Source organism: Borrelia coriaceae, from assembly GCF_023035295.1.
GTDB lineage: Bacteria > Spirochaetota > Spirochaetia > Borreliales > Borreliaceae > Borrelia > Borrelia coriaceae.
The window spans coordinates 66,414-90,294 of sequence record NZ_CP075083.1; the positions used below are offsets into that span (position 1 = coordinate 66,414).

32 protein-coding genes are annotated in these 23,881 nt (G+C 30.4%); 2 read left to right on the forward strand and 30 right to left on the reverse strand.

What is annotated here, in order from left to right; translation table 11 throughout:
• The first annotated feature begins 54 nt into the window (after window positions 1-54).
• Window positions 55-843: a S2/P23 family protein gene (locus bcCo53_RS05860; protein WP_025408472.1), complete on the forward strand. Its 789-nt coding sequence runs from the start codon at window positions 55-57 to the stop codon at window positions 841-843.
• Between the two features lie 223 nt (window positions 844-1,066).
• On the forward strand, window positions 1,067-1,957 hold the full coding sequence (locus bcCo53_RS05865) for a BB0158 famile outer surface lipoprotein (protein WP_025408471.1): 891 nt from the start codon (window positions 1,067-1,069) through the stop codon (window positions 1,955-1,957).
• 171 nt (window positions 1,958-2,128) lie between these two features.
• Here bcCo53_RS05865 and bcCo53_RS05870 read toward each other — a convergent pair whose 3' ends face one another.
• From bcCo53_RS05870 to bcCo53_RS06015, 30 genes are all read right to left on the reverse strand, one after another.
• The gene (locus bcCo53_RS05870) at window positions 2,129-2,719 is read right to left on the reverse strand and encodes a BTA121 domain-containing protein surface lipoprotein (protein ID WP_241766571.1); all 591 of its coding nucleotides are present in this window, start codon (window positions 2,717-2,719) and stop codon (window positions 2,129-2,131) included.
• 150 nt (window positions 2,720-2,869) lie between these two features.
• Entirely contained in the window at window positions 2,870-3,487 is a 618-nt protein-coding gene (locus tag bcCo53_RS05875; RefSeq protein ID WP_025408470.1) for a DUF777 family protein, read from the reverse strand.
• Between the two features lie 13 nt (window positions 3,488-3,500).
• The gene (locus bcCo53_RS05880; RefSeq protein ID WP_028328174.1) at window positions 3,501-4,412 is read right to left on the reverse strand and encodes a DUF693 family protein; all 912 of its coding nucleotides are present in this window, start codon (window positions 4,410-4,412) and stop codon (window positions 3,501-3,503) included.
• A 74-nt stretch (window positions 4,413-4,486) separates the two neighbouring features.
• Window positions 4,487-5,620, reverse strand: coding sequence for a hypothetical protein (locus bcCo53_RS05885; protein ID WP_241766570.1), 1,134 nt, complete (start codon window positions 5,618-5,620; stop codon window positions 4,487-4,489).
• A 40-nt stretch (window positions 5,621-5,660) separates the two neighbouring features.
• Window positions 5,661-6,311 (reverse strand): DUF792 family protein, encoded by a 651-nt coding sequence (locus bcCo53_RS05890; protein ID WP_025408468.1) that lies wholly within the window; start codon window positions 6,309-6,311, stop codon window positions 5,661-5,663.
• Window positions 6,312-6,345: 34 nt separating this feature from the next.
• A complete protein-coding gene (locus tag bcCo53_RS05895) occupies window positions 6,346-7,770 on the reverse strand; it encodes a hypothetical protein (protein ID WP_025408467.1) in 1,425 nt (474 codons plus the stop codon).
• A gap of 12 nt (window positions 7,771-7,782) precedes the next feature.
• A complete protein-coding gene (locus bcCo53_RS05900) occupies window positions 7,783-7,995 on the reverse strand; it encodes a DUF1322 family protein (RefSeq protein ID WP_025408466.1) in 213 nt (70 codons plus the stop codon).
• 102 nt (window positions 7,996-8,097) lie between these two features.
• Window positions 8,098-8,517 (reverse strand): DUF1473 family protein, encoded by a 420-nt coding sequence (locus bcCo53_RS05905; protein WP_025408465.1) that lies wholly within the window; start codon window positions 8,515-8,517, stop codon window positions 8,098-8,100.
• A gap of 3 nt (window positions 8,518-8,520) precedes the next feature.
• Window positions 8,521-8,940, reverse strand: coding sequence for a DUF1463 family protein (locus bcCo53_RS05910; RefSeq protein WP_025408464.1), 420 nt, complete (start codon window positions 8,938-8,940; stop codon window positions 8,521-8,523).
• The gene (locus tag bcCo53_RS05915) at window positions 8,940-10,016 is read right to left on the reverse strand and encodes a DUF787 family protein (RefSeq protein WP_025408463.1); all 1,077 of its coding nucleotides are present in this window, start codon (window positions 10,014-10,016) and stop codon (window positions 8,940-8,942) included. The genes bcCo53_RS05910 and bcCo53_RS05915 overlap by 1 nt, the downstream gene beginning before the upstream one ends.
• A gap of 74 nt (window positions 10,017-10,090) precedes the next feature.
• A complete protein-coding gene (locus tag bcCo53_RS05920; RefSeq protein WP_025408462.1) occupies window positions 10,091-10,630 on the reverse strand; it encodes a DUF764 family protein in 540 nt (179 codons plus the stop codon).
• A 23-nt stretch (window positions 10,631-10,653) separates the two neighbouring features.
• Window positions 10,654-11,025, reverse strand: a complete 372-nt coding sequence (locus bcCo53_RS05925; RefSeq protein ID WP_025408461.1) for a hypothetical protein — start codon at window positions 11,023-11,025, stop codon at window positions 10,654-10,656.
• Window positions 11,025-11,414, reverse strand: coding sequence for a DUF3890 domain-containing protein (locus tag bcCo53_RS05930; protein ID WP_025408460.1), 390 nt, complete (start codon window positions 11,412-11,414; stop codon window positions 11,025-11,027). Before bcCo53_RS05930 ends, bcCo53_RS05925 begins: the two co-directional genes overlap by 1 nt.
• Before the next feature lie 3 nt (window positions 11,415-11,417).
• Complete coding sequence (locus tag bcCo53_RS05935; RefSeq protein ID WP_025408459.1) at window positions 11,418-12,347, reverse strand: hypothetical protein; 930 nt, start codon at window positions 12,345-12,347, stop codon at window positions 11,418-11,420.
• A 77-nt stretch (window positions 12,348-12,424) separates the two neighbouring features.
• Complete coding sequence (locus tag bcCo53_RS05940; protein WP_025408458.1) at window positions 12,425-12,979, reverse strand: DUF228 domain-containing protein; 555 nt, start codon at window positions 12,977-12,979, stop codon at window positions 12,425-12,427.
• Window positions 12,980-13,095: 116 nt separating this feature from the next.
• Window positions 13,096-13,656, reverse strand: a complete 561-nt coding sequence (locus bcCo53_RS05945) for a DUF1357 family protein (protein WP_025408457.1) — start codon at window positions 13,654-13,656, stop codon at window positions 13,096-13,098.
• A gap of 24 nt (window positions 13,657-13,680) precedes the next feature.
• Window positions 13,681-14,892 (reverse strand): anti-CBASS protein Acb1 family protein, encoded by a 1,212-nt coding sequence (locus bcCo53_RS05950; RefSeq protein WP_038364839.1) that lies wholly within the window; start codon window positions 14,890-14,892, stop codon window positions 13,681-13,683.
• A gap of 173 nt (window positions 14,893-15,065) precedes the next feature.
• Window positions 15,066-15,605, reverse strand: coding sequence for a hypothetical protein (locus bcCo53_RS05955; RefSeq protein ID WP_025408455.1), 540 nt, complete (start codon window positions 15,603-15,605; stop codon window positions 15,066-15,068).
• A 427-nt stretch (window positions 15,606-16,032) separates the two neighbouring features.
• A complete protein-coding gene (locus tag bcCo53_RS05960; protein WP_025408454.1) occupies window positions 16,033-16,590 on the reverse strand; it encodes a hypothetical protein in 558 nt (185 codons plus the stop codon).
• An 89-nt stretch (window positions 16,591-16,679) separates the two neighbouring features.
• Complete coding sequence (locus bcCo53_RS05965; RefSeq protein WP_025408453.1) at window positions 16,680-17,291, reverse strand: hypothetical protein; 612 nt, start codon at window positions 17,289-17,291, stop codon at window positions 16,680-16,682.
• Between the two features lie 49 nt (window positions 17,292-17,340).
• On the reverse strand, window positions 17,341-17,856 hold the full coding sequence (locus bcCo53_RS05970; RefSeq protein WP_025408452.1) for a hypothetical protein: 516 nt from the start codon (window positions 17,854-17,856) through the stop codon (window positions 17,341-17,343).
• A gap of 134 nt (window positions 17,857-17,990) precedes the next feature.
• Window positions 17,991-18,566: a hypothetical protein gene (locus tag bcCo53_RS05975; protein ID WP_025408451.1), complete on the reverse strand. Its 576-nt coding sequence runs from the start codon at window positions 18,564-18,566 to the stop codon at window positions 17,991-17,993.
• Window positions 18,567-18,624: 58 nt separating this feature from the next.
• Entirely contained in the window at window positions 18,625-19,176 is a 552-nt protein-coding gene (locus tag bcCo53_RS05980) for a hypothetical protein (RefSeq protein WP_025408450.1), read from the reverse strand.
• A 129-nt stretch (window positions 19,177-19,305) separates the two neighbouring features.
• A complete protein-coding gene (locus bcCo53_RS05985) occupies window positions 19,306-19,911 on the reverse strand; it encodes a hypothetical protein (RefSeq protein ID WP_025408449.1) in 606 nt (201 codons plus the stop codon).
• Window positions 19,912-19,983: 72 nt separating this feature from the next.
• Window positions 19,984-20,502 carry a hypothetical protein gene (locus tag bcCo53_RS05990; RefSeq protein ID WP_025408448.1) on the reverse strand — a complete coding sequence of 173 codons (519 nt, stop codon included), beginning with the start codon at window positions 20,500-20,502 and terminating at the stop codon, window positions 19,984-19,986.
• Between the two features lie 156 nt (window positions 20,503-20,658).
• Complete coding sequence (locus bcCo53_RS05995) at window positions 20,659-21,252, reverse strand: hypothetical protein (protein ID WP_025408447.1); 594 nt, start codon at window positions 21,250-21,252, stop codon at window positions 20,659-20,661.
• 68 nt (window positions 21,253-21,320) lie between these two features.
• Window positions 21,321-21,836, reverse strand: coding sequence for a hypothetical protein (locus tag bcCo53_RS06000; protein ID WP_025408446.1), 516 nt, complete (start codon window positions 21,834-21,836; stop codon window positions 21,321-21,323).
• An 81-nt stretch (window positions 21,837-21,917) separates the two neighbouring features.
• On the reverse strand, window positions 21,918-22,565 hold the full coding sequence (locus bcCo53_RS06005) for a hypothetical protein (RefSeq protein ID WP_025408445.1): 648 nt from the start codon (window positions 22,563-22,565) through the stop codon (window positions 21,918-21,920).
• A gap of 55 nt (window positions 22,566-22,620) precedes the next feature.
• Entirely contained in the window at window positions 22,621-23,160 is a 540-nt protein-coding gene (locus tag bcCo53_RS06010) for a hypothetical protein (RefSeq protein WP_025408444.1), read from the reverse strand.
• Between the two features lie 110 nt (window positions 23,161-23,270).
• A complete protein-coding gene (locus tag bcCo53_RS06015) occupies window positions 23,271-23,876 on the reverse strand; it encodes a hypothetical protein (protein WP_025408443.1) in 606 nt (201 codons plus the stop codon).
• Window positions 23,877-23,881: the final 5 nt, after the last annotated feature.

Sequence of the window (23,881 nt, forward strand, 5' to 3'; positions counted from 1 at the left end):
CTAATTTAAAATAATTAACTATAATAATTAAAATAAAAATTAAAGGGGGTCAATATGAAGAGAATAATTATCTTATTACCAATCTTCATAACATGTCACATAGAACATGCTCCAAAATATCCATCTTTAAGACGCTCTAGTAGAATAATCAATAAACATCATACCAACACAAATGAAAACACACAATCACAACAAGAAGAGCCACTTAAAATATCTGAAGGGATTTTAAAGGTATGTTTAAACCACTACTGGGACTGGGCATCAGATACATGCACAATAACTTGGGCTAAAAGCAATTCACAAGAAATTATTGGAGAAGATACAAATCCATCAAGAGAATTACAAGGTAAACTTGAATACTCATATGCAGTAGCACCCATCAAAAACAATGCAAATTACAGCAAATACGTTATGCCTTTAATATTATTTGCAAGCAAAGTCGAATATATTAAAGTAATTTCATTTAAACTTAAGGAATACCCACAACTAAATCTAGATTTTCGTAAAGGATTCATGCAATTTTTAAGGGACAGAGTTGCCAATAAGGTAGAACAATCAGCCCAAAAAATGGGATATAAATATGTATACCTTTGTGGAATACTATATCCAAGCCAACCAAATGGTGGTGCTGAAATAATATCTGCTTTTGCTGACCTTTACCAAAATGGTAATTGGTACTTCATGGAAGGAGAGATCACTATTGAGGACTCACTAGATCGCACAAAAAAAACTTACACAATACTTCTAGACTCTAAATTATTCAATGATTTCCTAAAACAAATAATAAAAAAACATCCAGACACAACCAAAAAAAATGCGGGATTTAGAATACCTGTTAATTAACAGTACCAATTACAGTAAATCCCTAAATTCAAGGCAAATTTGAACAATAGCTAACAACAATGCCAAAAATTAAAAATTACTTGCAGTAAAAATTATTTAACTGTATGATCTATTTAATGTACTAATCTTAAGATTTACCTAAATATTTTAACATTTAAATAAAAAATTAAGGAGAATATGAAATATCAAGGACGATCAGAATTTAAATTAAAAGGATGTATAAATGCTAAAAATAAGAATAATGATCTTATTGCCTTTGTTTCTAACTTGTAACTTATCCCAAAAACATGACACAAGCACTAAAGGCAATAAACCTGATAATGAGTATGAACACAGCCTAATTCCTAAGCCTAAAAACGATCCTCCTCCACCAATACCTCTAGTAACAACCCAAGACCATTCATTTAAGATACATGAAGATCACTTAAATGATGTTTGTCTGCAACCATTCCATCTAAAACGAATATGCGGAGTTGAAATCTGTGGCATTACTTGGATGAAAATTGAAAGTAAAAACATTATGGACATAAATCAAACTCCAATAGAAGAATTAAAAAATAAACTTAAATACTCATACGCAGTAGCACCCATTAAGTATAATGGTGGATACAATGCAAATATTACACCTTTCATATTACTTGAGGTCGTAGATGAAAATATTGAGGTCATATCATTTAAACTAACACATTACCCTAACCTAGAATTAGATCTAAGTAAAGATGCACATCTTAATAATTCTTCTATACTATTAAAACCACTGCATAAAAAAATTAAAAATTCAATCCTAAACAGAGCAAAAAGCAAAATTCAAGATCATGGGGGGAAAAATGTATACCTTTATGGCGAACTAAACCTGCCCACACTTAACAAAGCTAAGGTAACTGGCAGTGATGAGTTAATATCTATTTTTGCCAATCTTTTCAAAAATCAACAATGGAAAAACCTAGAAGCAGAAATTACCATTCAAGATAAAGCAAGCAATCAAGAGCAAACCTACAAAATACTACTTAATGGTAGATTATTCAATGAATTTATAAAAACAGTTCTCTCAAAACATCAAGGTATAAAAAATGTAAATCCCACATTCAAAGTTCCTGTTGAGGATAAATCATAGGGCTTTAAGCAGTTAACTACTTAAAGCCTACTTTAAAAGTTACGACTTAAAATAAAATTTAGGCAATATTAAAACCCTATATAATTAAAAATAAACTTTTAGATCGTAAGATTTATCTTAAAAAGACATAATCAACATAAAATCAATATAGAATTGAAGCTTAATTTAAATTTAATACTTATGCAAAATATCATATACTTGCTTTCTTAATGGCAAGAACATTTCTGAACAATCAGACAACTTAAGTGCCAAATATGCTCCCCTGTAATCACTATTACTACTACAAGCAATTTTCAAAATCTTTGCATATTCTCTTTGCTTAGCAGCAAGTTGCAATTCAAAACTGTCCTTTTTAGGATGTCCATCTGCAAATTCATGTATAATATCAAGTATTTCATCTCGTACCTTCAATGTCAAAACTATATCAGCAATTGCCTCCCGAGTCTTAGATGCATTAAGAACAACCAAAAATTCATAAAACTCATCATCACTATAAGTATGTATATCTGGCACATCATCTTCAATTGTAGGATCTGTTAATGCATTTCTTAAAAATCTAACCGCCATTCTCTCTTCTTGTGAGAGATCAAAGTTTGCAAGTAAATTTTCCAATGAGAAATAATCGGATGCAAACCCAATATCAGCATCACTATTAGAGAAATCCCTAAAATCATAATCTAACCCCAAATCATGTATATGTTTTTTATTCTCACAACAACAAAATAACACAATGAACAAAAGTAAAAGTTTAAAAAATTGCATATTTCAATATCTCCTTTTTTAATATCTCCTTATAAATTGAAAGAATATCTCATTAAATGATTAATTAAAAAGAAAGGTTAAATTTAGATAAAAAATTAATACTAATTTAAAACGTATTTTTATATAGTATATTTGAATAAAAATTTAAACTTATGATACACCCGAGGTATTACCAGTAGCAAGAGTAGGAGCTCCACTGGCATTAACATAAGTTATGCTACCAACACCATGTGTATGAGTTTCAAACAGTTTGCCATTAATATACACATTGCCCTTAAACTCAATGTTATCTGCCTCAACAACTAAAGACTTTAAAATCATCTTGGTATTCTCTCCCTCACACATCACCTTCTTAGAATTAAAAGAAGCATCCTCACAAACTAACTCAAATTCTTTTGAACTTATGCTAATCTTAGCTACATCAATGCCTGCATACTTAGGACTTACTCCATTTAAGATATAAAAATAATGTTTATCGAAATAATTATTATCCTTTTCATTAAAAATATTAATGCTACTTTGAAGCAAAATTACCCTGTCATCTTCTCTTAAGTCAAGTCTTAAATTTGAAATATTGCGAGTCTTAATACTTAAATCCTCATACTCTTCAATTACAACAATTCCTTCTTGAGTCTTTAAATCAAATTCCTTAATGATACCAATGCGACAAATAAATATATTATCACATAAATATTGCTTAACAGTCTCAAGCACTAAATCATCACTTAAAGTCCCAAGCCTTCTTGAAACCTCATAAATTTCTGTCATAAACTTACCCTACCTACAAAACATTAGATTCATCATAAAGTCTTAATCTTAATGTGCAATCACCCACATTGTTTAAAACTGCACTAGTCTCTTGCACAAAAGCCTTAACAATCTCCCCATACCTATCTCTAAACTCAACCCCATCACCAACCTTAATGTTATCTGTAAAGAGAAGTGTAGTATTCCAAAAATTAACTGCAGATTTGCCCACAAACCTCACTTCCCTTTGTGGAATAAACAAAAGTGCAAAATCCTCAAGTCTCTTGTAACCTTTACGCTTAAAGAGACTACCGAAATTAATAAAAATAAATTTGGTATCAACTCTAAAGTCCAACTCACCAAAATCAACAAAAATTAAATGTACATATTTTCTAATAAATCTGTCTATAAATTCTCTTAAAGTAGGGGCATAAAAACTCTCATTTATTACTCTCTCTCGATCTTGCATGCTCATGTAAATAACGGCTTGGCCTGGAAATGCCAAATTTATGGCATCTTCTAAAGACTTGCCAATATAATTTTTAACATCAAGTTTTTTATTTAAAAACGTATCTTGTGATAAGAGATAAACTTCATACTGAACAATAAAATCGCCATTTTCAAAATCAAAATCAATAGGTGCACCCAAATATCCAGCCATCACAAATTTATAAGACGAATCACCCTCATAAGCAAATTTCTTATAAAATATCCTAACAATATCCCCATGCCTTAAAGACTTATTAAAATTTAAAGGCATATTAAACAATTGCAACCGTGCCTTCTTGCATTGCAACAAACTTACAAGAGAACGTTCATTATCAATTACAATATTAACAACGGGTGCCCCATTTTGTGTCTCTATTATAAACTTAGGCTTCTGATTTTTAATATCAGCACCAGCAGCATAAAACTCCAGTTTAAAATCATATTGAAATAATAACATAAGCTCCCTTACCCAACTTCAAAGATCAATACCAATTGAACTTACCACTCACCTTAAAATCAATAATATTAACTTCACTCCTCTGTATACTCCGATTTAAAATTCACAGGTTTTTCACCAAGCGGTCTAACAATAGGCCTTACAAAATTTGGACGTATATCACTTCCTGGTCTTTTACGACTTGGTCTAGTACTGCTTGGTCTTATATTTCCTTGTTTAATCCCACTTGGTCTTATATTTCTTAACCTTGGACTTGCTTGCATTGGACTTGGCTGTCTTTGTCCAGCCTGTCTTGGACTTGCTTGCATTGGACTTGGTTGTCTTTGCCCTGCCTGTCTTGGACTTGACTGTCTTAGACTTGGCTGTCTTCCTGATTGCATTGGACTTGACTTTCTTGGACGTTTTAAACCCTCATCATAGCCTCTACTCATAGAGCCCATAGATGACAGTCTCTCATCATCATCCTCAACTACAGATCTCTCATCATCATCTTCTTCAAACATGTCACTTGGTCTTGCTGGTCTTTGACCTGCCCGTCTAAAATAATCACTTCTCATGCCAGATCTTGGAGAACTATATCTTTGGTTACCTGAAGGACTTGACTCTCTTGGCTCTCTTGAACTTGGCTGTCTTTGGCCTGATTGTTTTGAAGCATTTGAATTGCCATTTTTTGAACCCAAATTTATACCAAGTTTTTGTCTAATATAATTTTCAACAAACTCAATTTCTCTAAGCTGCAGTTTAATGAATAATTTGGTATAATCAGGATTTTTAATCCAAGTCTTATTGCTAAAAGCTAATACTCTATGTCTATACTTGCCAAAAGCTTCTTCCATAGGAATCTCTATTGCTTGTCTAAACCTATTATCAGTCTCTGTAAAAACATCATCATCAAAATACTGACCATATTCTCTTAAAAATTCATCTTCTACCTGCAAAAAAATATTATCCCGTATCATATTTACAAGACACCTATAATAACCTTCAAGCTCTGATATCCTTTTTAAAATTTTTTTTGCTTTCAGATTCTTACTTTGATCATCAACATTTACTAAAACACCATCTACAACCTCATAACTTGCCTCATAAGCTTCTTCAACTTCTCTCTCAAAATTCCAATTGTTAAAATCAAAAGGCCTAAAAGTTGCTGCATGAAGATTAAAAAATAAAAATAACAATAATAACACAATATAATTAAATTTAACCATAAACATTCTCCTAAATAAAAAAGTACTATATAGTTATATTCTAACCTTTATAAGTCAAAAAATTAAAAGTTTTTACTAATTTAATTTGCAAACTAATATCAATCTCATCAACAAATGAAGTACCTTTAATTTTTAAAGAATTAATAATAGCCGTTTCATGAAATCCTATAGAAGGACCATAAACGGTATAATAAATACCACTTTTAAATTTTTCCCTAAACTGCATTTTTATAAAATTAGAATCAAACTCTAAAGCACTGTTTGCAAAAGGTGTTGTCTTTAAGTTTTCAGCTAATTTTTTATCATAAATAGAAGACAAAACCGCATTAGAAATGGTAATCATAGTAGGATTTGCAGTAACATTATAACTTACAAATTCACTATTCCTGGTACTAAGATTAATAACAGCTCGCTGACTACTAATGCTACTTAAATTCTCTTCAATAGCTCCCAATTTTGGAAATACAAAAAATACTTGCGGCACATACACAAGCCCCTTAAAATCAGGACGTGGAAAAAGCGCAATAAAATTAGATGAATTTGAAAGACTCAAAACGTGATCTACAACCTTTTTAATTAATGCTGTTACGTCTTCTGCTGTTTGAACCCGTTCTTTTTCACCCTCCACCTTCTCAGTCAACTCTTTTACACCCATTGACTTTTTAATCCGTTCTGTTAAAGTATTTAACATATTAAATATCCTCTAAATATCTAAAAAAAATCCCCTAAGGCATTCGTGAAATTTCACTACCCATCTTATAGTCATTCATATTATTTTGCAAAAAAACACCTTGCATATTAAACATCATAGTGTCTCTTAAAGAATTAATGGCATTCTCCACATTAGTAAAATAAGTACCCAAAGGATCTATAATATTTCTCTCCAAATCCAGACCACACGCCCAACTTAAAAATTCCCTTAACTCCTCTAAAAGCATATGCATATCATCACCTCTTAAACCATTAACCAATTCCAAATTTTCTGTACGCAAATTACCTGCAACTGATCCTAAACGCGTATCACTTAAAGTTGAATCTACTCTTGCACTTAAATCTGTTCTTAAATCTGCCCTTGAATTTATGCTAGGTTTTAGCTTTGAATTTAAGTCTGCATTCTCTAAACTTAAGAGTGCATCACAAAGAAGTTGCTTTAATCGCTCATCAAGACTAACGCCTGTATCTAAAAATCCAGAAAGGCTTTCTTTTAAATGGCTTAAATCACTAATGATAGAAGATAACTCTTCGCCTCCTTTTTGAAATAAATCATAAACAACAGATACAGCATCATCATTATCTTCAAGCTGCCTGGTACTCCCCTTTAAGTGACTTGCAAGTTTAACTGCATCAAAGAGTGCAGCAGGCGTACTCTCTGGTTCAACCTTGGATAATAATGATTTAAAACCAGAAGTCTTGCGAATAAAATCATTAATATCAACTTGGGTATCAAACTTACCAGTACTTGCAAGCTCCCTTTCAATCTTAAGTTTCTCAAAATCATCATAAGTTACATCATTAATTCGGCTTGCAACACCACTATCTCGTAATTTAAAATTGCTAGATGATGATAAAGACTTTGAATTTAACTTGCTTAGTAATTTAAAAATATTTGAATCTAAATTTAACTTTGAACTTAAGTCTGAACTCAAACGCGAATTTAAATTTGAACTTAAATCCGAACTTAAACGTGAACTACCATTTAAACCATTACCATCTAAACCATTGCCAAAGAAAGGGGAATTTAACATGTCTTTAGGCCTAATCATAAGAGAAGACATTAAATCTGCAAATAGATGCTCACCATAATTAGAATGCTGCCTCAAATTACTACTCTTAATTAAACTGCCATCAATCCCCAACCCCCCTACAAAGTCTCTTTTAAAATTTAAAGCTTCATCTAAAGCTTTAGAAATTTTACTCTTTTGCAGCTCAATATCAATACTTGGCAAATCAACTAAAAAATTATCACTTTCAAAATCATCATCTGCAATGCCTTTTAAATTAACATCACTAACCACATTAGGATCAACTAAAACAGACGCTATCTGCTCTGCTAGAAATTTATTACTACTTGCAAACCTTAAATTGTAATCTAAACTATTATTTAAATCGGAATTTACCCTATCCATACCTGCCAGTTTACCTAAACGCATAAACAAAATCTCCTATAAACTTGTAATCAAAAAGTTTTCATACATTTCCTTCTTAAGCTTAAAATTGGCAATCTTATTAATTTCTAAAAGCTCAGAATACCTAAATCGCTTAACCTCATCAAAAGTACAAACCCCCATTAAAACGGGAAAATAATACTTGCAATCCTCGCTTCTTAAATATTTTAAATAATTAAAATACTCATTTAAAATAGCTTTACGACTCATAAACTGTCCTTTTAAATTTTTGTATTATTAAATTCACTAATTATTAAATATTAATGTCAATTATTATTGATCATTAATTCCCAAAATTTAAGTACTAAAATACTACTCCTTACGTGATACCAAATCATCGTAATTCCACCTATCATCAATATGAGGATACTTAACAAAAGTCCCACTAGAATCTTGAAAACTCTCAATATATACCAGACTGGGTTCCTTAAGTCCTGCTAGCTTTTCTACCAAAGAATACTGAACAGCAAAAAGAATGGTAGGAAGCTGATATTTATATAAAAATGAATGCTCCCTATTAGCACTAAGAATTTCATAAAATTCATCAAAAAAAGACTGTGAGATCATTAAAGAACTTATTCTCTTAAGTACAGGCAAACTATTAAGTTCTCGTCTTAAAGTCTCTTGACTTGAATCAAATCCTAAAATAGAATCCCAATCATACATAGGAATATCCCTTAACATATATTCATAAGTCTTAAGAGCAGTTAAAATCTTTAATTTATATCTCATAACCTAAGTCCTCTCAATCTCACAATTGATTGCATGAATTATAAAATTAACAGCATCACTAGTACTTGTATAGCTGCGGCTTGGAACTTCAGAGAAAAATGCACTATTAGAAATAATCTTAAGCCCCATCTGGTCATTAAATACCAATGATTTAAGCTTATCCTTTTTAGTAGCAGCATAGTAAAACTGCTCATTACTAAGTCTAGTTAAAACCTTATAGTCAAATGAACCCTTGGTAATCTCTAGATTAAATATATGAGTAATAGTTCTAGGATCCCTGAAGCTTGGAATGGGAATATTTCTCTCCTCAGTACTAGCAGTTGCCATAACATTTGGAGAGGTTGAATACTGTAACTTACCCCCTTCTATTAAAACACCTGCAAAACTAAAAAATACCAAGTCCAATGAATAATAATCTTTCATTAATCAGCCTCCCTTCTTAAATAATCATTAATATCATCACTACTTATGTTTAAAACCACACTCTTAAAGCTGTCATTATATTTAATACGAATAGACAAGCTTAAACCTAAAATATTCTCTGCTTGAAGTTTAAATTTAATATCTCCAAAAGATACAATAAGTCCTCTTTCTTTAAATTCTTTAAATAAACATTCAAGCCCCGCAGTATAAGCATTAGGCTTTCCATCAGAAAATTTTAACTGGCTAAGCTTACTATTTTGTCTATTGTTCTTGTTCCAAATACGAATAAGCTCACGTGTTGATTCATTTTTTAAAAAATAATATGTAAATGCCTCATCAATTGGCTTACCTGAACAGTCTACCCCTTCTTTGAAAGCCAAAACGCCATCTCTACCAGTCTCGTTTAAAAGAGTATAAAAATTAATATTACTACGTCTTAAAAAATTAATTAAAGTCGCATCATAAATGGGCTGAGCTTTAAGTGTCATGCCATAAGGATTTGTTGCATGAAAAACACTAGCCTCATGCAAATATTTAGCTGTAAACTTAAGATGTAAATGATCATCACCGCTATCATAAATCAAAATGAATCCATCCCTCTGGCTTACAGGCAGAACCTCTAAAAACTCAGGCAACTCTTTGCGATGAGTTGAGAATACCACAAACTTAACTAGCCCTTTAATAGCATCATAATCCCTTTTCCAAATTTCTTTTACAACTCCTACAAAAACCACAAATGGATGTATATTCTTCTTTAAAAAGTCAACTATCTTCTTTATGTCTTTATAAACGTAAAAACTACAAGACTTAAGTCCTTCTTCATTAAAAAAATCAATAAAACCATCTGCTAACAACTTCCTATCAATAGCAGCTGTTCTAAGCTTCTCATCATCAGACGCAAATTCTCTCTTAATCTCAAGAGAACTTAAAGTTTCTCTAAAATTTGAAACATTTAAAACAAAATGTTCCTCATTTAAAACCTCGCTTTTATAAATAAGCAAAGGATTATAATAACCAATGCTATCCAATCTCATTGTATCTTCAATTAAATTGACATTAATTGTATCTTGTGGCATATAATCTCCTATTTTTAAATTTAATTTTTTGTTATAACTTTGATTAAATTTTTCTTTAACTTTAATTAACCTTACTAACTTTCAACTTCAATAGCTTGTATTTCTGCTCTGTAAGGCTGACTTAACCCCCAAATTGCTCTTTTAGCATTCCAAGAAATATTAGAAATACCGCTATCTACCAAATCACCTGTGGACTTTAGATAATAATTTAAAGACAAATTATATTTACCTTCTAATGGCTTTAAAAACTTAAATTTGTAGGAATTATCATGTAAAAAATCTAAAAAATATTCATAAATTTTATACAGATGAACATATATCTTATGTTCATCCAAATCTCCCACAAATCCCCAAAAAAACAGATTAAACTTTAACCCAAATTCATTCACACTAGAGTAAAAACTTCCACTCCTTAAAACACGTGGCTCTAAGCAATCAAAACCTTTAGGTTCTATTACTATAAGGTAAGAATGATTGCCATCTAAATCACTTAAATACAAACGATTATAAGAATTTATAATCTCTGCCCTTAGAGAATATTGTTTTAAGTAATTCTTAAAAGAAATGAATATCTTTATTAAAAAATTTTGTGACTCATATAAACTGATCAACACAAATATTCTCCTTAAGGGGATAATTAAAGTTTCTTGAGAACTAAAACAATATATCCAACCTTTTTTTGTACATATGAATTGTAATACTTATTTATACTTACAATCTCAAAAAAATCATCCTCTACTAACACCTGCTCTTCTACTCTAAAATCAACATCATCCAAAGTATAAACCTTAGCAGGAATTTCTTTTGTAAATACATTTGAATCTAAAATTTCAACATCCTCGCCTTCTTTTAGTAAAAACACACCATCGAATCTAATAGAAGACCCTTTATTAATTTTTTTATCATAAAAAGCATTAGCTCTATTCTTAAGTAAATTTTTTTTAAATAAAAACATAGGCATTGAATACCTCTTAATGTTATCAGTTATAGCTAAACCAAGACCAATCATTAGACAACTCCTATTGATATTCTTTTGCAAGCCTTAATATCTTCTAAAAGATTATTAAAAGCAACACAAAAATCCTTATTTAAAGCTTCATGATTTAAACAATAATCTGAATATTCCACAGATATCTCATTTAATCTCTCAGCCTTAACCTTATTAAAATCAAAATGCAAAAGTCTGTCCCTTTTTTTAAGTTCACAACCAAGAAAATAATAGATAAGCAAAAATACCTTGCTCACACTTAAATCCCTAAGTCCTAAACCATTGCTAAGCAAAACATCCTCAAGCAATTCAACATATAAATTAAATTCTCTAAGCTTGAGATCCTCAGACTTAAGCATCAGTAAATCTAGTACCCTAGCATAAATTTTATCTAAATCCACATTATCCATTAATCATGCCCAAGTTATCTTAAGTCTAAGTATTGAATCTTGAGTTGCAATAATACTACCAATAGAAAAATCTAGAAAACTAGTTCTAAAATTACTACTTGACATCTGTGTATATGCATTTAAAATCGGAGGATGACCATCTTTTAACACCAAAAGCTTAGGACTTCTTGGATAAATTATCATCTCATCATCTAATAAATTTGTAGTCTCAAGTTCAATATCAGCATCATTATTTATGGACCTTAGAGAGTCAAATAACATATCCTTGTATGAATAATTATTATTACGTAATCTCTCAAGCAATAATGCTTTAACTTTGGGAGTTGTTAATACTTTAAAAGGAACTCTTCTCTCGTCTTCTAAATTGATCTTACCTAACTCAGCATTGCAAGCCTTTATGAGATCTGAGGCATGCATAATAGTAACAGACTTATCTATTTGCCCTGGAAGATTAAGCAGACCATACATAGTCTCCCTATTATCATCATCAACAAGCAGAGTACGATGAGTCTTTTGCTTGCTAGAAAAAGATAAACCGCCTCTTAAGTAATGTGAACTTAAAAGTTTATGTATCTCTGATAATGAATATCTAAGCCCTTCTCTCATATTAATATTATTAACTGCCTGAATATCCAATTTTCCATCAGGAGCATAATACGTAAATGCATACTGAAACGGTAAATAATTAACAAGCACTATCTGCCTTTTAAATTTGATAGTAGATACACTGCTAAAATCATTTACCTTAAGCGTTGGTAGATCTACTATACTTGAATTCCACTTTATAACCCTTTCACTTGCAAGTGATACATCGCTACTCTCTATCTGTTCATTATCAAAAAAATGATAGTATTCAGGAATTGGCTTATCAAGCAATAGGGCATCTCTAATAGTATTTATAAATTCTTCATTATTAAATAGACTTTCACTCAATGTTTAGTTTCTCCTTAAATTTTTAACTAATTTTTTTAATTCAAATCTTATTAAACTGTTAATTGCGCAAATTAAATCTACACGACAGGCTTACTTATAAGCATAACCTTTGCACCATAAGCTCCAGGTTTATCGCTAAATTCCAAAGCATCGCTTAAAGCTATTGCATGCATATAAGTAGCATCAGACTTGATCTTTGTAAGTATTCCCTTATCATCAAAAACCAGCTTATCGCCTAACTTAACACTAGCAGTTGACATTAAAATGCATTCAAAACTACTAGTACGTGATATAACAGTTGCAGTTTTGCTAAAATCATCATAATCTACGCAAACCCCATAAAGCTCGCTACCACCACCAAGTGCTACACGAAGCGACATATAATCATCAACGACCAGCTTGACCCCACATTTATAGCAAAAATCAACAGCCTGATAATTTTCTAATTTATCTGCTATGGAATATTGCAACCCTCCCCTATGAGCAAAATAAATATTAGATGCTCCAAACTGACTGCTCTTATCAAACACAGCTGGATATGTGCTATAACTTTTAAGTTTTGCTAATACTGATACTTGCTTATTACTTGCATCTGGTAGCTTAGCTGCAGCTACCCCGCTTTTCTCTGGCATAAATACTCTCCCTAAAATTTTTAAATTTCAATTTTCAATAAATTTTTAAATACCAATTATCCCAATTAATTCTAAATCTCAATCAATATTAATTAGATAATTACCAAACTTAAGACTTAAGCACTATAAAATTCTTTCCTAATTTGTGTCCACTCATTAATCATTGCTTGTCTTAAATCTTTATAATCTCTAATTACACTATTTGTATTTCTAAGATTTAATACCTCCTTTAAATTACCCTTATTAAATGTCATTAAACTATATGAATTATTACTGTTTTTAAATGAATCAATATTGGCATTTGCAAGTCTTAATAGTATATCTTTAACGTTACTGCTTAGATTTAAAACATCAAGACTACCTGCAACGGCTAATATCTGCTTCTCATCAACATATTTTTTTATAAGCTCACATACTTGAATATCTAAAACCTTAACCAATGAATGCCCGGCACTTAAAAGCTCTTGCGTATTATAACTTAAACTTAAATTATCATCAGCAAGCCTAGTTATCCAAACAGCTTTAGCTAATAAGTCAGAATCACTAGCTTTAGCATCACTAATATTGATATCACCATTAGTGGTGCTTTTAGCAGTACTATTAGCACTACTTAAATTTTCATTAACACTGGCATCTCTTTTAAGTTCATCTAAAACGTCTACATCAGCTTTAACCATTAACCAAACCCCCTAAACTAAAATCTAATAAAACCCAAAATCAAAATGTAACTTACTTCTCAATCTCTCTATCTCATAATCACTTAAAGAATGCGACTTTATAATCTCTAAATATTTTAAATACACATCAAGTAATCTCATGTCCCTATCTAATTTTTGCTCATCACTTAACATTACCAGATCATTAAAACGCATATTAAGTCTGTAATGTTTATTAAGCTTAAGATTGACTGCAAGTGATGCTGCTTCTTGAACGGTATGCAAAAAATCAATATAATTAGCTCGGTCGCCCTTGCCATCACTTCCCAAGCCCTTTACCTGTTCATTAAAACTTCTAGTTAGTGGCTCTTTTGTATCAGCTCCTATTTTGGCTTTTACAAGTTCAAATGCATCCTTTAAAAATGAGAGATCATACTTTATAACTTGCAAACTCGCATTCTCATCAGCACTGTAAAATATTCCATCATTACTCAAACCACCCTTTAGTCTATCAAATACAAGGTCAAGCTCAGAACCAAAATTGCTCAAGCCCTTACTCACACTATCATTACTTTTAAAAAACGTAGAAAATAATCCATTACCCTTAGTACTAAAATGACTAATCTGATTCTTAGCCTCTTGCAAAGCTTCCATAAGCCCAACTAACTGTTCATCTTTATAAAACAAAAAATTATATTGTCCAATTCGTTTTTCAATCTCTGAATATATTTGTTCTAAAAGACAAATACTTAAAAGCAAGCTTTGAGTATAAACCGGAATATGCTCACCTAGTACATAATCAAAATTTTCATGAATTATAACCCGACTCTTGTGCAAAACAATAGATGTACCATCGTCTTGCAAGTACTCTAAATAATCACTACTGTGATCATCTCTTATTCTCCTATAATCTAAATACCTAAATCCAACGGGTAATTCATCATTAACACTCTTGCTTAAATCTTCATCTAAAACCTTAGGCTTAATTAAAATATACCCTGCCCCATTAAACCTATAGCTTATCATGGCCTCAAGCAGCGCTTCTCTAAGTTCTAGGCTTAAAGGTTGCAAATCATTAAAGTCAAGTACGGGAGAATTTAAAAATTCTAATTTAATCCCTGGCTTTAATGCATCTTCTGCTGAGTTTTCTATGTAATTCCTGAAAAATAATGAATATCTATAAAGTTTTAATGGATCAATTGCATATTTTTTAAATAATATACTTTCAAAATTACTCATACCTTTTTTAAATATCATATATTATATTGTATCAATAATATTTAATATTGTAAATTAAATTTCATTTAATATAACGTAATAATAACAATTAATTTTAATAAATAAAACAAAACTAATATGAAAGCCTAAGAATAAAACTTAAAAAAGACATACACTACAAATGCCTTAAATCCATAATAATTATTATGTATTTAACGCTGTATCTTCTCTAGCATATCAATTAACAAACTTAAATTTTCTGCACTAACTCTAAATTCATAAATCTTCTCATTCCTACTCTCTACTTCCATGGCAATAACACTAAATTTTAAGTCACTCCCTCTATTTTCCCGAATTAATTTCCTCCACTTATTCTTGCAACGATCAAACTGAAGCGTATAATCAACGCGCCATTTCCCACGATTAAAAACATTATCAAAGTTTACCATCTTAACAAACCCATCATGCACATAAATAGTCTCTCCATTTAAATTCACACTACTTATTATAATTGGTCTCTCACGCTCAAGTGTAAGCACGAAATTTACAAACATGCCAACAGACGAAGGAGCAGAAATTTCAAGCTCACTACCACCATGCTTCAAATACAGTCCAAAACCTCCTGAGCCTCTACTATTGCTAGTATAAGTTTTCACTCTTAATTCCTGTGATTCTCGGGTTTTGCAACTCTGATAAAATACAAGAAAAACAACAACAAAACATAATTTTAAAATTAACTTACTTACTCCCATAAACCAAATACTTCCTAGAATTAAATTTTTATAAGTAACTATTGATATTCATCAATAACCTGTTTACCAACTCCTTACAATGAGTACTTAAAAAAAAGTTCTATAAATTTTAAATTAAAATCAAAATAAGTTCATCTGAAAACTTTCAACCTCTCCTCTGCAAGTTGATTAATAAAATTATGAAGCTTAAATATTAATGGCTTTGCTTTTAATAAATAAAGCTTCTAATTTATCAAAATAACTCTTTTAATATTAACCAACTTTATGCTTACAAATTGTAACAAAAACTAAAGTACAATCTAGATAAACTGCTTAAGGTCTTTTTATATTCTCCTCACACTTAACAACCTCTCTCTAAAAATATCTACCATCTCTTCTCTTTTAAAAGAAATAAGAGCCATATCTTAAGGCATAAAAAGATCAAACATTATTCCGTATATACTTGATATACCTTTTCTATTAGCCCAACTAACAAACCTAAATTTGCCGCACTAACCCTAAACTCATAAGTCTTCTCATTCTTATCATCTAATTTTGAGACAGTAACCTTAAATTTTAAGTCTCCACCTTTAGCATCCTCAATCAATTCTTTCCACTTAGCCTTGCACCTATTAAAATCAACATCATAATCAATATTCCATTTTTTAATCAAGCTAGAGTTATCCAATGATAATTCTCGATTACTTAAATTGTCATATAAACAAACATCATATTTATTTAATTTAATATCCTTTATTATAATTGCATCTTCATCTTTAATTGTAATATATAGCTTTACAGAGGTGTCATAAGACTCACTATAATAAATTACAAAACTATTATCATCATTTCTCAAACTCAATCCAAAACCACCTGCACCAATATAATTGCTTAAATAAGTTGATGTTGTAAATTCTTGTGATTCACGAGCCTTGCAACTTAAAAAAGGTATTATAAATAAACCAACTACAAAGCATAATCTTAAAATTAATAGCCTTACTCCCATAAATCAAACACTCCCTAAAATTAAATTTTTATAAGTAACCATTATCTATTGATAATCTATTTACTACTCCCTGCATTAAGGGATAATCATTAAAAATCATATTTCTTTATAAAATTATCTGTCTCTACAACAAACTCTTTATCATAAGTAGATATTAGAGTAATTTTAATCTTATCCTTAGCTTTAAGCTTCTCAACAAATGGCTTTTTAAGCCGCATCTCAAAAACATTATGCACCGGCACTGGAAAGATAAGTTCTATAAATGCTGCATTGGCATCAGGAGGTCCCATCTGAAAATCTTTAATCAATGCAAGTTGCGCACTAGGTTCAAAAAGATGAAAGATTGATACCTCTCCTTCTACTCCATCAAAAATTACCTTTTTAATATTAACAGCCCTATGCTCACCAACTATTACAAACTTTAGCATATACTCTGGAAAACCTGCTTCAATTAATTTTAAATACTCCTCATTTTGAACTTTCAATCGCTTTACCAAATTTTTCACATAAAAATCCGTCATATCTCTCTTTTCAAAATAGATACTAAGTATGCTACCCGATTTAAAATTCTCAGCATAATTTTTATAACAAAAGCTATTCTCCCTATCACAATAGATATCAAACCTTCCTGAAAGCAGGAATACACCCAACACACAAAATACAAATACACGACACACAACTAAAACAGACCTTACATACATAATATAACTCCTTTAAAAAAATACCTTCATACAAAAAATTACTACTTCTCTAAACAATATCTATCATCTCAGCTAACAAACTTAAATTTGCCGCACTAGCTTTAAATTCATAAGTCTTCTCAATGCCAGTTTCTGTTTGCATAATAAGAACACTAAATTTTAAAGGTCCCCCCTTGGCCTCCTCAATCAATTTTTTCCACCTGGTTTTGTAATTCTTAAGATCAAGCTGATATTCAACATTCTCTACATCATTTAATAAAACAGAAAGATATCCAGAATATAAGTGGACATCATCCCCATTTAATTTAATACTCTTTACTACAATTTTACGTTCATTTTTAAGGGTAAGATATATGTTTACAACCTCGTGAGGATATTGAACATAAAAGATTACAAACTCATTATCATTATTTTTCAAACGCAACGTCAAATCGCCTGAACGGTTATAATTACTGAAATAAGAGCCTACTGTTAATTCCTCTGATTCTAAAGTCTTGCACCCTTTAAATGGTATAAGTAAAGCAAATAAAAAGAACAGCTTTAAAAATGACTTCCTTACTCTCATAAATCAAATACCCCCTAAAATTAAATTTTTACAAATAATTACAATATCAATATCTACCAATACTCTAAACCATTTATCAATACATTTATTAAAAGATAATGAATTTATTAAGTTAAACTAAATTTAAAGAAGCTTTAAAAATCATATTTCTTTATAAAATTATCTGTCTCTAAAACAAATTCTTTATCATAAGTAGATATTAGAGTAATTTTAAACTTATCTTGAGCTTTAAGTCTCTCAACAAATGGTCTCCTAAGCCTCATAGAAAAAACATTATGCACTGGCATTGGAAATACAAGTTTTCTAAATTTTTCATTAACATCAGGAGGTCCCATCTGAAAATCCTTAATCCATTCAAGTTGTGCACTAGGCTCAAAAAAATGAAAGATTGATGGTTTTGCTTCTACGCAATCAAAAATAACTTCCTTAATATTAACAGCTCTATGCTCACCAACTATTACAAAAGTTAAAGAATAATCTGGCTCACCACTCTCTAGTCCTGTATGCCCCCCTTCTTTTTTGGCCTTTAAAATATCCGCCTCAGAAAGACCAGTAAGGTAGCGCTTTAACAAATGAATACTACTTATGCTACCAGACTTAAATTCATCACTATACTCTTTATGACAATAATTGTAATCATCACAACCAGTTCTAAAATTTGCTGAGAGCAAAAATACACAAAAAATTACTGCAATCAACCTCATACACATACAATACTCCCTTTAAAAAAATCTTAAAATAAAACTTAAGATACACAAAGATCAAACATTATTCCGCATATACATGATATATCTTCTCTAGCATGTTAATTAACAAACTTAAATTTTCTGCACTCACTCTAAATTCATAAAACTTCTCATTCCTACTCTCTACTTCCATGGCAATAACACTAAATTTTAAATCACTCCCTTTACTTTCACGAATTAATTCTCTCCACTTAGGTTTGCAACGATCAAACTGAAGCGTATAATCAACGTGCCATTTCCCAGGCTTAAAAGAATTATCAAAATTTACTGAATTAACAAACCCATCATACACATAAACATCCTCTCCATTTAACTTAATACTCCTTATTATAATTGGTCTCTCACGCTCAAGTGTAAGAGCAAACCTTACAAACATGCCATAAGAGAAAGGAGAAGAAATTTCAAGCTCACTACCACCATTCTTCAAATACAATCCAAAACCTCCTGAGCCTCTACTATTGCTTATATAAGTTTTCGCTTTAAATTCCTGTGATTCGCGAGTCTTGCAACTAACAAAAATTATAAATAAACAAGCTATAAAGCATAATTTTAAAAACAACTTAACTACTCTCATAAATCAAACACTCCCTAAAATTAAATTTTTATAAGTAATTACAACATCAATATTTACTATACATATTAAATATTTACTACTCCCTTTATGGAATATTATTAATCTCTTAAATTAAATAATAAAAAAGCTTTAAAAATCATATTCTCTTATAAAATTATCTGTCTCTAAGACAAACTCTTTATCATAAGTAGATATTAGAGTAATTTTAAATTTATCTTGAGCTTTAAGCCTTTCAACAAATGGCTTCCTAAGCCTCATCTCAAAAACATTATAAACCGGAACTGGAAAGATAAGTTTTGCAAATCTTAATTTAAAATCAGAAGGTCCCATTTGAAAATCCTTAATCAATCCAAGTTCCACACTAGGTTCATAAAGATAAAATATTGATGGCTCTGCTTCTACGCCATCAAAAGTGGCCTTCTTAATATTAACACCTCTATGCTCACCAACTATTACAAACCTTAGCGTATAATCTGGCTCACCACTCTCTAATCCTGTATACCCTGCATATCCCACTTCTTTTTTGGCCTTTAAAATATCCGCTTCAGAAAGACCAACTTTATAGCGTTTTTTAAAAAAAACACTAATTATAGGACCCGACTTAAATTCGCAAGCATACTTTTTCTCACAAAAATTACCACTACAATAAGAATCAAACTGTGCTGAGAGTAAAAATACACCCAATACACAAAATACAAATACACGACACACAACTAAAATAGACCTTATACACATATCACACCCCTTAAAAAACATCTTAAGATATAACCTAAGATATAAAAAAGATCAAAAAAATTACACGACTCTTTAAACATTATCTATATCCATAATCTCAGCTAACAAACTCATATTTGTTTTACTAATTTGAAATTCATAAATCTTCTCAAGACCACTATCCGTTTCTGAGACAATAACACTAAATTTTAAATCGCCCCCATTAGACTCCTCAATCAATTTTTTCCATCTAGTCTTGCAATGATAAGGATCAAGCTCATACTCAAAATGACCTTCTTCCATAATTGACGGCCTATAAAAATCATCAGCTACACAAACATCTTCTCCATTGAATTTAATATTCTTTATTGTAATATTATCTTGATTTTTAAGTCTAAGATGCACCTTTACCTGGAAAAAATATTGATCATACAAAAGTGCAAAACTACCATAATCATTATCCAAACTCACTGTAAAATCGCCTGAACGGCCATAATTGCTTAGATAAGTGCCCACTCTTAATGATTCAGATTCACGAGTCTTGCAACTTGCAACAAGTATCAATAAACAAGCTATAAAGCATAATTTTAAAAACAACCTAACTACTCTCATAAATCAAATACTCCCTAAAATTAAATTTTTATAATTAATTACAACATCAATATTTACTATACATATTAAATATTTACTAATAATATTAGTCTCTTTATTCACAAATAATGAATTTATTAATTAATTTATTAAGTTAAAATTAAATTAAAGAAAGCTTTAAAAATCATATTCTCTTATAAAATTATCTGTCTCTAAGACAAACTCTTTATCATAAGTAGATACTAGAGTAATTTTAAACTTATCTTGAGTTTTAAGCCTCTCAACAAATGGTCTCCTAAGCCTCATAGTAAAAACATTATAAACCGGCACGGGAAAGATAAGTTTTGAAAACTCTAAATTAGCATCAGGAAATCCCATCTGAAAATCTTTAATAAATCCAAGTTCTACATCAGGTTCATCAAGATGAAAGATTGATGGTTCTGCTTCTACTCCATCAAAAATGACCTCCCTAATATTAACAGCTCTATGCTCACCAACTATTACAAACCTTAGCGTATAATCTGGCTCACCACTTTCTATGTTAAAAGTCCCCCTTGCCTTGGCCTTTAATATATCCGCTTCAGAAAGACCAGTCATATAGCGCTTTTTAAAAAAAACACTAATTATAGGACCCGACTTGAATTCGCAAGCATACTTCTTAGCACAAAACTTACCACTACAATAAGTCTCAAACTGTGCTGAGAGTAAAAATGCACCCAACACACAAAATACAAATACACGACACATTACTAAAATAGTCCTTATACACATATCACACTCCTTTAAAAACATCTTAAGATATAACCTAAGATACAAAAAGATCAAAAATTACCACTTCTCTAAACACTATCATCTATAAGCTCAGCTAACAAACTCATATTTGTTTTACTAATTTTAAATTCATAAATCTTATCAAGACCACTATCTGTTTCTGAGGCAAGAATACTAAATTTTAACTCGCCTCCATTAGCCTCCTCAATCAATTTTTTCCACCTAGTATTACAATCTTCAATATCAAGCTCATACTCAAAATGACCTTCTTCCATGATGAATGGCTCATCAAAATCGCCATATATACAAATATCTTCTCCATTGAATTTAATGTTCTTTATTGTAATATTATCTTGATTTTTAAGTTTAAGATGTACCTTTACCTGATAAGGAGACATACAATACAAAATCACAAAACTACCATAATCATTATTCAAACGCAATGTAAAACTGCCTGAATGCATATAATTACTAAAATAAGTGTCCACTGTTAATACTTCAGATTCTCGAGCCTTACAACTTGCAACAAGTATAAATAACCCAACAACAAAACATAATTTAAAAATTAACCGCCTCACTCTCATAAATCAAATACTCCCCTAAAATTAAATTTTTATAACTAATTACAACATCACTACTTATTAAATTAAAATTAAAGAAAAACTCTAAAAAATTAATCCTTTATCAAAATCATATTGCCTCATAACATATTGCCTTTTAAAATTAGAAGGCGCTAAAACAAACTCTTTAGCATAAGTAGTATTATAAGCAGATATTAAAGTAATTTTAATCTTACCATTAGCCTTAAGTTTATCAACAAAAAGCTTTTTAAGCCTCATATTAACAACATTACGCACTGAAACTGGAAAGATAACTTCTGTAAACTTTAAATTGACATCAGGAGGCTCCATCTGGAAATCTTTAATCTCTGCAAGTTCCCATGGCTGGCCACGAACCTCAAATATTAATGGCTCTACTCCCAGACCATCAAAAACTACACTTTTAATATCAATAGCTCTATGCTCACCATCTATTACAAAACTTAAAGAGTAGTCTGGATAAGCTTTCTCAACTAATTTTAAATAATCCCCCCCATAAGTGAAGTCTAACGCATCTTCCCTATGAATATCTGTTATATCCTCTCTCTTAATAGAAATACTAGATATACTACCAGACTTAAAGTCGAAAGTATACTTTTTATAACAGTAATGCTGCTTATCACAATAAGACTCAAATTTTGCTGATAACAAAAATACATCTAACACACACAATAAAAATACACGACACATTACTAAAACAGTCCTTATACACATATCATACCCCTTTAAAAGGACCTTAAGATACAAAAAATTACCACCTATCTAAACACTATCTTATAAATTTTAGATGATAATCATCTATCATCTCAGCTAATAAACTTAAATTTTTTGCACTAACTCTAAATTCATAAGTCTTATCAACGTCAGTCTCTACTCTCATGCAAGTAACCCTAAATTTTAAGTCTCCACCCTTAGCATCCTCAATCAACTTTTTCCATTTATAAGTGTAATTCTTAACATCAAGCCTATATTCAATATCCTTCACCTCATTTAATGGACGATTTGAAAACTCATCATTATAGAAATAGAGCTCTTCGTCATTTAACTTAATATTTTTTATTACAACTTTATGTTCATTTTTAAGTGTAAGATATATGGTTACAGGCTCGTGCCGATGGTATGAACCATAACCAATTGAGAAACTATCATCATTATTTTTCAAATACAACATAAAATGGCCTGAACCCCAATTATTGCTAAAATAAGTACTTACTACTACTTCCTCTGATTCTCGAGCCTTACAACACTCAAAAGATATAAGCAAACCAAATAAAAAACATAATTTTAAAATTAACTCTCTCACTTCCATAAATCAAACAATCCCCCTAAAATCAAATTTTAATAAGTAATGACTAAATTAATATTTATTAAGTTAAAATCAACTTAAAACAAACTTTAAAAATCCCTTATCAAAATTATCTAAAAATCATATTTCTTTATAAAATTATCTGTCTCTACAACAAACTCTTTATCATAAATAGATATTAAAGTAATTTTAATCTTATCTTTAGCCTTAAGCTTATCAACAAGTCCCTTACTAAGTTTCATATTAAAAACACTACGCACTGGCATTGGAAAGATAATCTCTGCAAGTTTTAAATTGACATACGGAGGCTCTATCTGAAAATCTTTAATCTCTCCAAGTTGCTTACCAGGATAATGAAACACAGATATTGATGGCTTTGCCTCAATACCATCAAAAATTACATTTTTAATATTAACAGCTCTATGCTCACCATCTATTACAAAACTTAAAGAGTAATCTGGATAAAATGCTTCAACTTTTTTTGCATATTCCGCATTAAAATCACGGCCTCTTGCCAACCTCTCAATAGCAACATCTGTCATCTCCTTTTTTGTAAAAGAAATACTAGTTATACTCCCAGACTTAAACTCGCAAGTATACTTTTTATAACAGTAATGCTTCTTATCACAATAAGTCTTAAATTCTGCTGAGAGCAAAAAAACACCTAACACACAAAATAAAAACAAACTACGTATTATTAAAATAAACCTTGTACACATATCAA

Excerpts from the sequence above, each read along its gene's own strand:
- bcCo53_RS05860 (WP_025408472.1), top strand. The coding sequence starts at position 55 with ATGAAGAGAATAATTATCTTATTACCAATCTTCATAACATGTCACATA.
- bcCo53_RS05865 (WP_025408471.1), top strand. The coding sequence starts at position 1,067 with ATGCTAAAAATAAGAATAATGATCTTATTGCCTTTGTTTCTAACTTGT.
- bcCo53_RS05870 (WP_241766571.1), bottom strand. The coding sequence starts at position 2,719 with ATGCAATTTTTTAAACTTTTACTTTTGTTCATTGTGTTATTTTGTTGT.
- bcCo53_RS05875 (WP_025408470.1), bottom strand. The coding sequence starts at position 3,487 with ATGACAGAAATTTATGAGGTTTCAAGAAGGCTTGGGACTTTAAGTGAT.
- bcCo53_RS05880 (WP_028328174.1), bottom strand. The coding sequence starts at position 4,412 with ATGTTATTATTTCAATATGATTTTAAACTGGAGTTTTATGCTGCTGGT.
- bcCo53_RS05885 (WP_241766570.1), bottom strand. The coding sequence starts at position 5,620 with ATGGTTAAATTTAATTATATTGTGTTATTATTGTTATTTTTATTTTTT.
- bcCo53_RS05890 (WP_025408468.1), bottom strand. The coding sequence starts at position 6,311 with ATGTTAAATACTTTAACAGAACGGATTAAAAAGTCAATGGGTGTAAAA.
- bcCo53_RS05895 (WP_025408467.1), bottom strand. The coding sequence starts at position 7,770 with ATGCGTTTAGGTAAACTGGCAGGTATGGATAGGGTAAATTCCGATTTA.
- bcCo53_RS05900 (WP_025408466.1), bottom strand. The coding sequence starts at position 7,995 with ATGAGTCGTAAAGCTATTTTAAATGAGTATTTTAATTATTTAAAATAT.
- bcCo53_RS05905 (WP_025408465.1), bottom strand. The coding sequence starts at position 8,517 with ATGAGATATAAATTAAAGATTTTAACTGCTCTTAAGACTTATGAATAT.
- bcCo53_RS05910 (WP_025408464.1), bottom strand. The coding sequence starts at position 8,940 with ATGAAAGATTATTATTCATTGGACTTGGTATTTTTTAGTTTTGCAGGT.
- bcCo53_RS05915 (WP_025408463.1), bottom strand. The coding sequence starts at position 10,016 with ATGCCACAAGATACAATTAATGTCAATTTAATTGAAGATACAATGAGA.
- bcCo53_RS05925 (WP_025408461.1), bottom strand. The coding sequence starts at position 11,025 with ATGATTGGTCTTGGTTTAGCTATAACTGATAACATTAAGAGGTATTCA.
- bcCo53_RS05930 (WP_025408460.1), bottom strand. The coding sequence starts at position 11,414 with ATGGATAATGTGGATTTAGATAAAATTTATGCTAGGGTACTAGATTTA.
- bcCo53_RS05940 (WP_025408458.1), bottom strand. The coding sequence starts at position 12,979 with ATGCCAGAGAAAAGCGGGGTAGCTGCAGCTAAGCTACCAGATGCAAGT.
- bcCo53_RS05945 (WP_025408457.1), bottom strand. The coding sequence starts at position 13,656 with ATGGTTAAAGCTGATGTAGACGTTTTAGATGAACTTAAAAGAGATGCC.
- bcCo53_RS05950 (WP_038364839.1), bottom strand. The coding sequence starts at position 14,892 with ATGATATTTAAAAAAGGTATGAGTAATTTTGAAAGTATATTATTTAAA.
- bcCo53_RS05955 (WP_025408455.1), bottom strand. The coding sequence starts at position 15,605 with ATGGGAGTAAGTAAGTTAATTTTAAAATTATGTTTTGTTGTTGTTTTT.
- bcCo53_RS05960 (WP_025408454.1), bottom strand. The coding sequence starts at position 16,590 with ATGGGAGTAAGGCTATTAATTTTAAGATTATGCTTTGTAGTTGGTTTA.
- bcCo53_RS05965 (WP_025408453.1), bottom strand. The coding sequence starts at position 17,291 with ATGTATGTAAGGTCTGTTTTAGTTGTGTGTCGTGTATTTGTATTTTGT.
- bcCo53_RS05970 (WP_025408452.1), bottom strand. The coding sequence starts at position 17,856 with ATGAGAGTAAGGAAGTCATTTTTAAAGCTGTTCTTTTTATTTGCTTTA.
- bcCo53_RS05975 (WP_025408451.1), bottom strand. The coding sequence starts at position 18,566 with ATGTGTATGAGGTTGATTGCAGTAATTTTTTGTGTATTTTTGCTCTCA.
- bcCo53_RS05980 (WP_025408450.1), bottom strand. The coding sequence starts at position 19,176 with ATGAGAGTAGTTAAGTTGTTTTTAAAATTATGCTTTATAGCTTGTTTA.
- bcCo53_RS05985 (WP_025408449.1), bottom strand. The coding sequence starts at position 19,911 with ATGTGTATAAGGTCTATTTTAGTTGTGTGTCGTGTATTTGTATTTTGT.
- bcCo53_RS05990 (WP_025408448.1), bottom strand. The coding sequence starts at position 20,502 with ATGAGAGTAGTTAGGTTGTTTTTAAAATTATGCTTTATAGCTTGTTTA.
- bcCo53_RS05995 (WP_025408447.1), bottom strand. The coding sequence starts at position 21,252 with ATGTGTATAAGGACTATTTTAGTAATGTGTCGTGTATTTGTATTTTGT.
- bcCo53_RS06000 (WP_025408446.1), bottom strand. The coding sequence starts at position 21,836 with ATGAGAGTGAGGCGGTTAATTTTTAAATTATGTTTTGTTGTTGGGTTA.
- bcCo53_RS06005 (WP_025408445.1), bottom strand. The coding sequence starts at position 22,565 with ATGTGTATAAGGACTGTTTTAGTAATGTGTCGTGTATTTTTATTGTGT.
- bcCo53_RS06010 (WP_025408444.1), bottom strand. The coding sequence starts at position 23,160 with ATGGAAGTGAGAGAGTTAATTTTAAAATTATGTTTTTTATTTGGTTTG.
- bcCo53_RS06015 (WP_025408443.1), bottom strand. The coding sequence starts at position 23,876 with ATGTGTACAAGGTTTATTTTAATAATACGTAGTTTGTTTTTATTTTGT.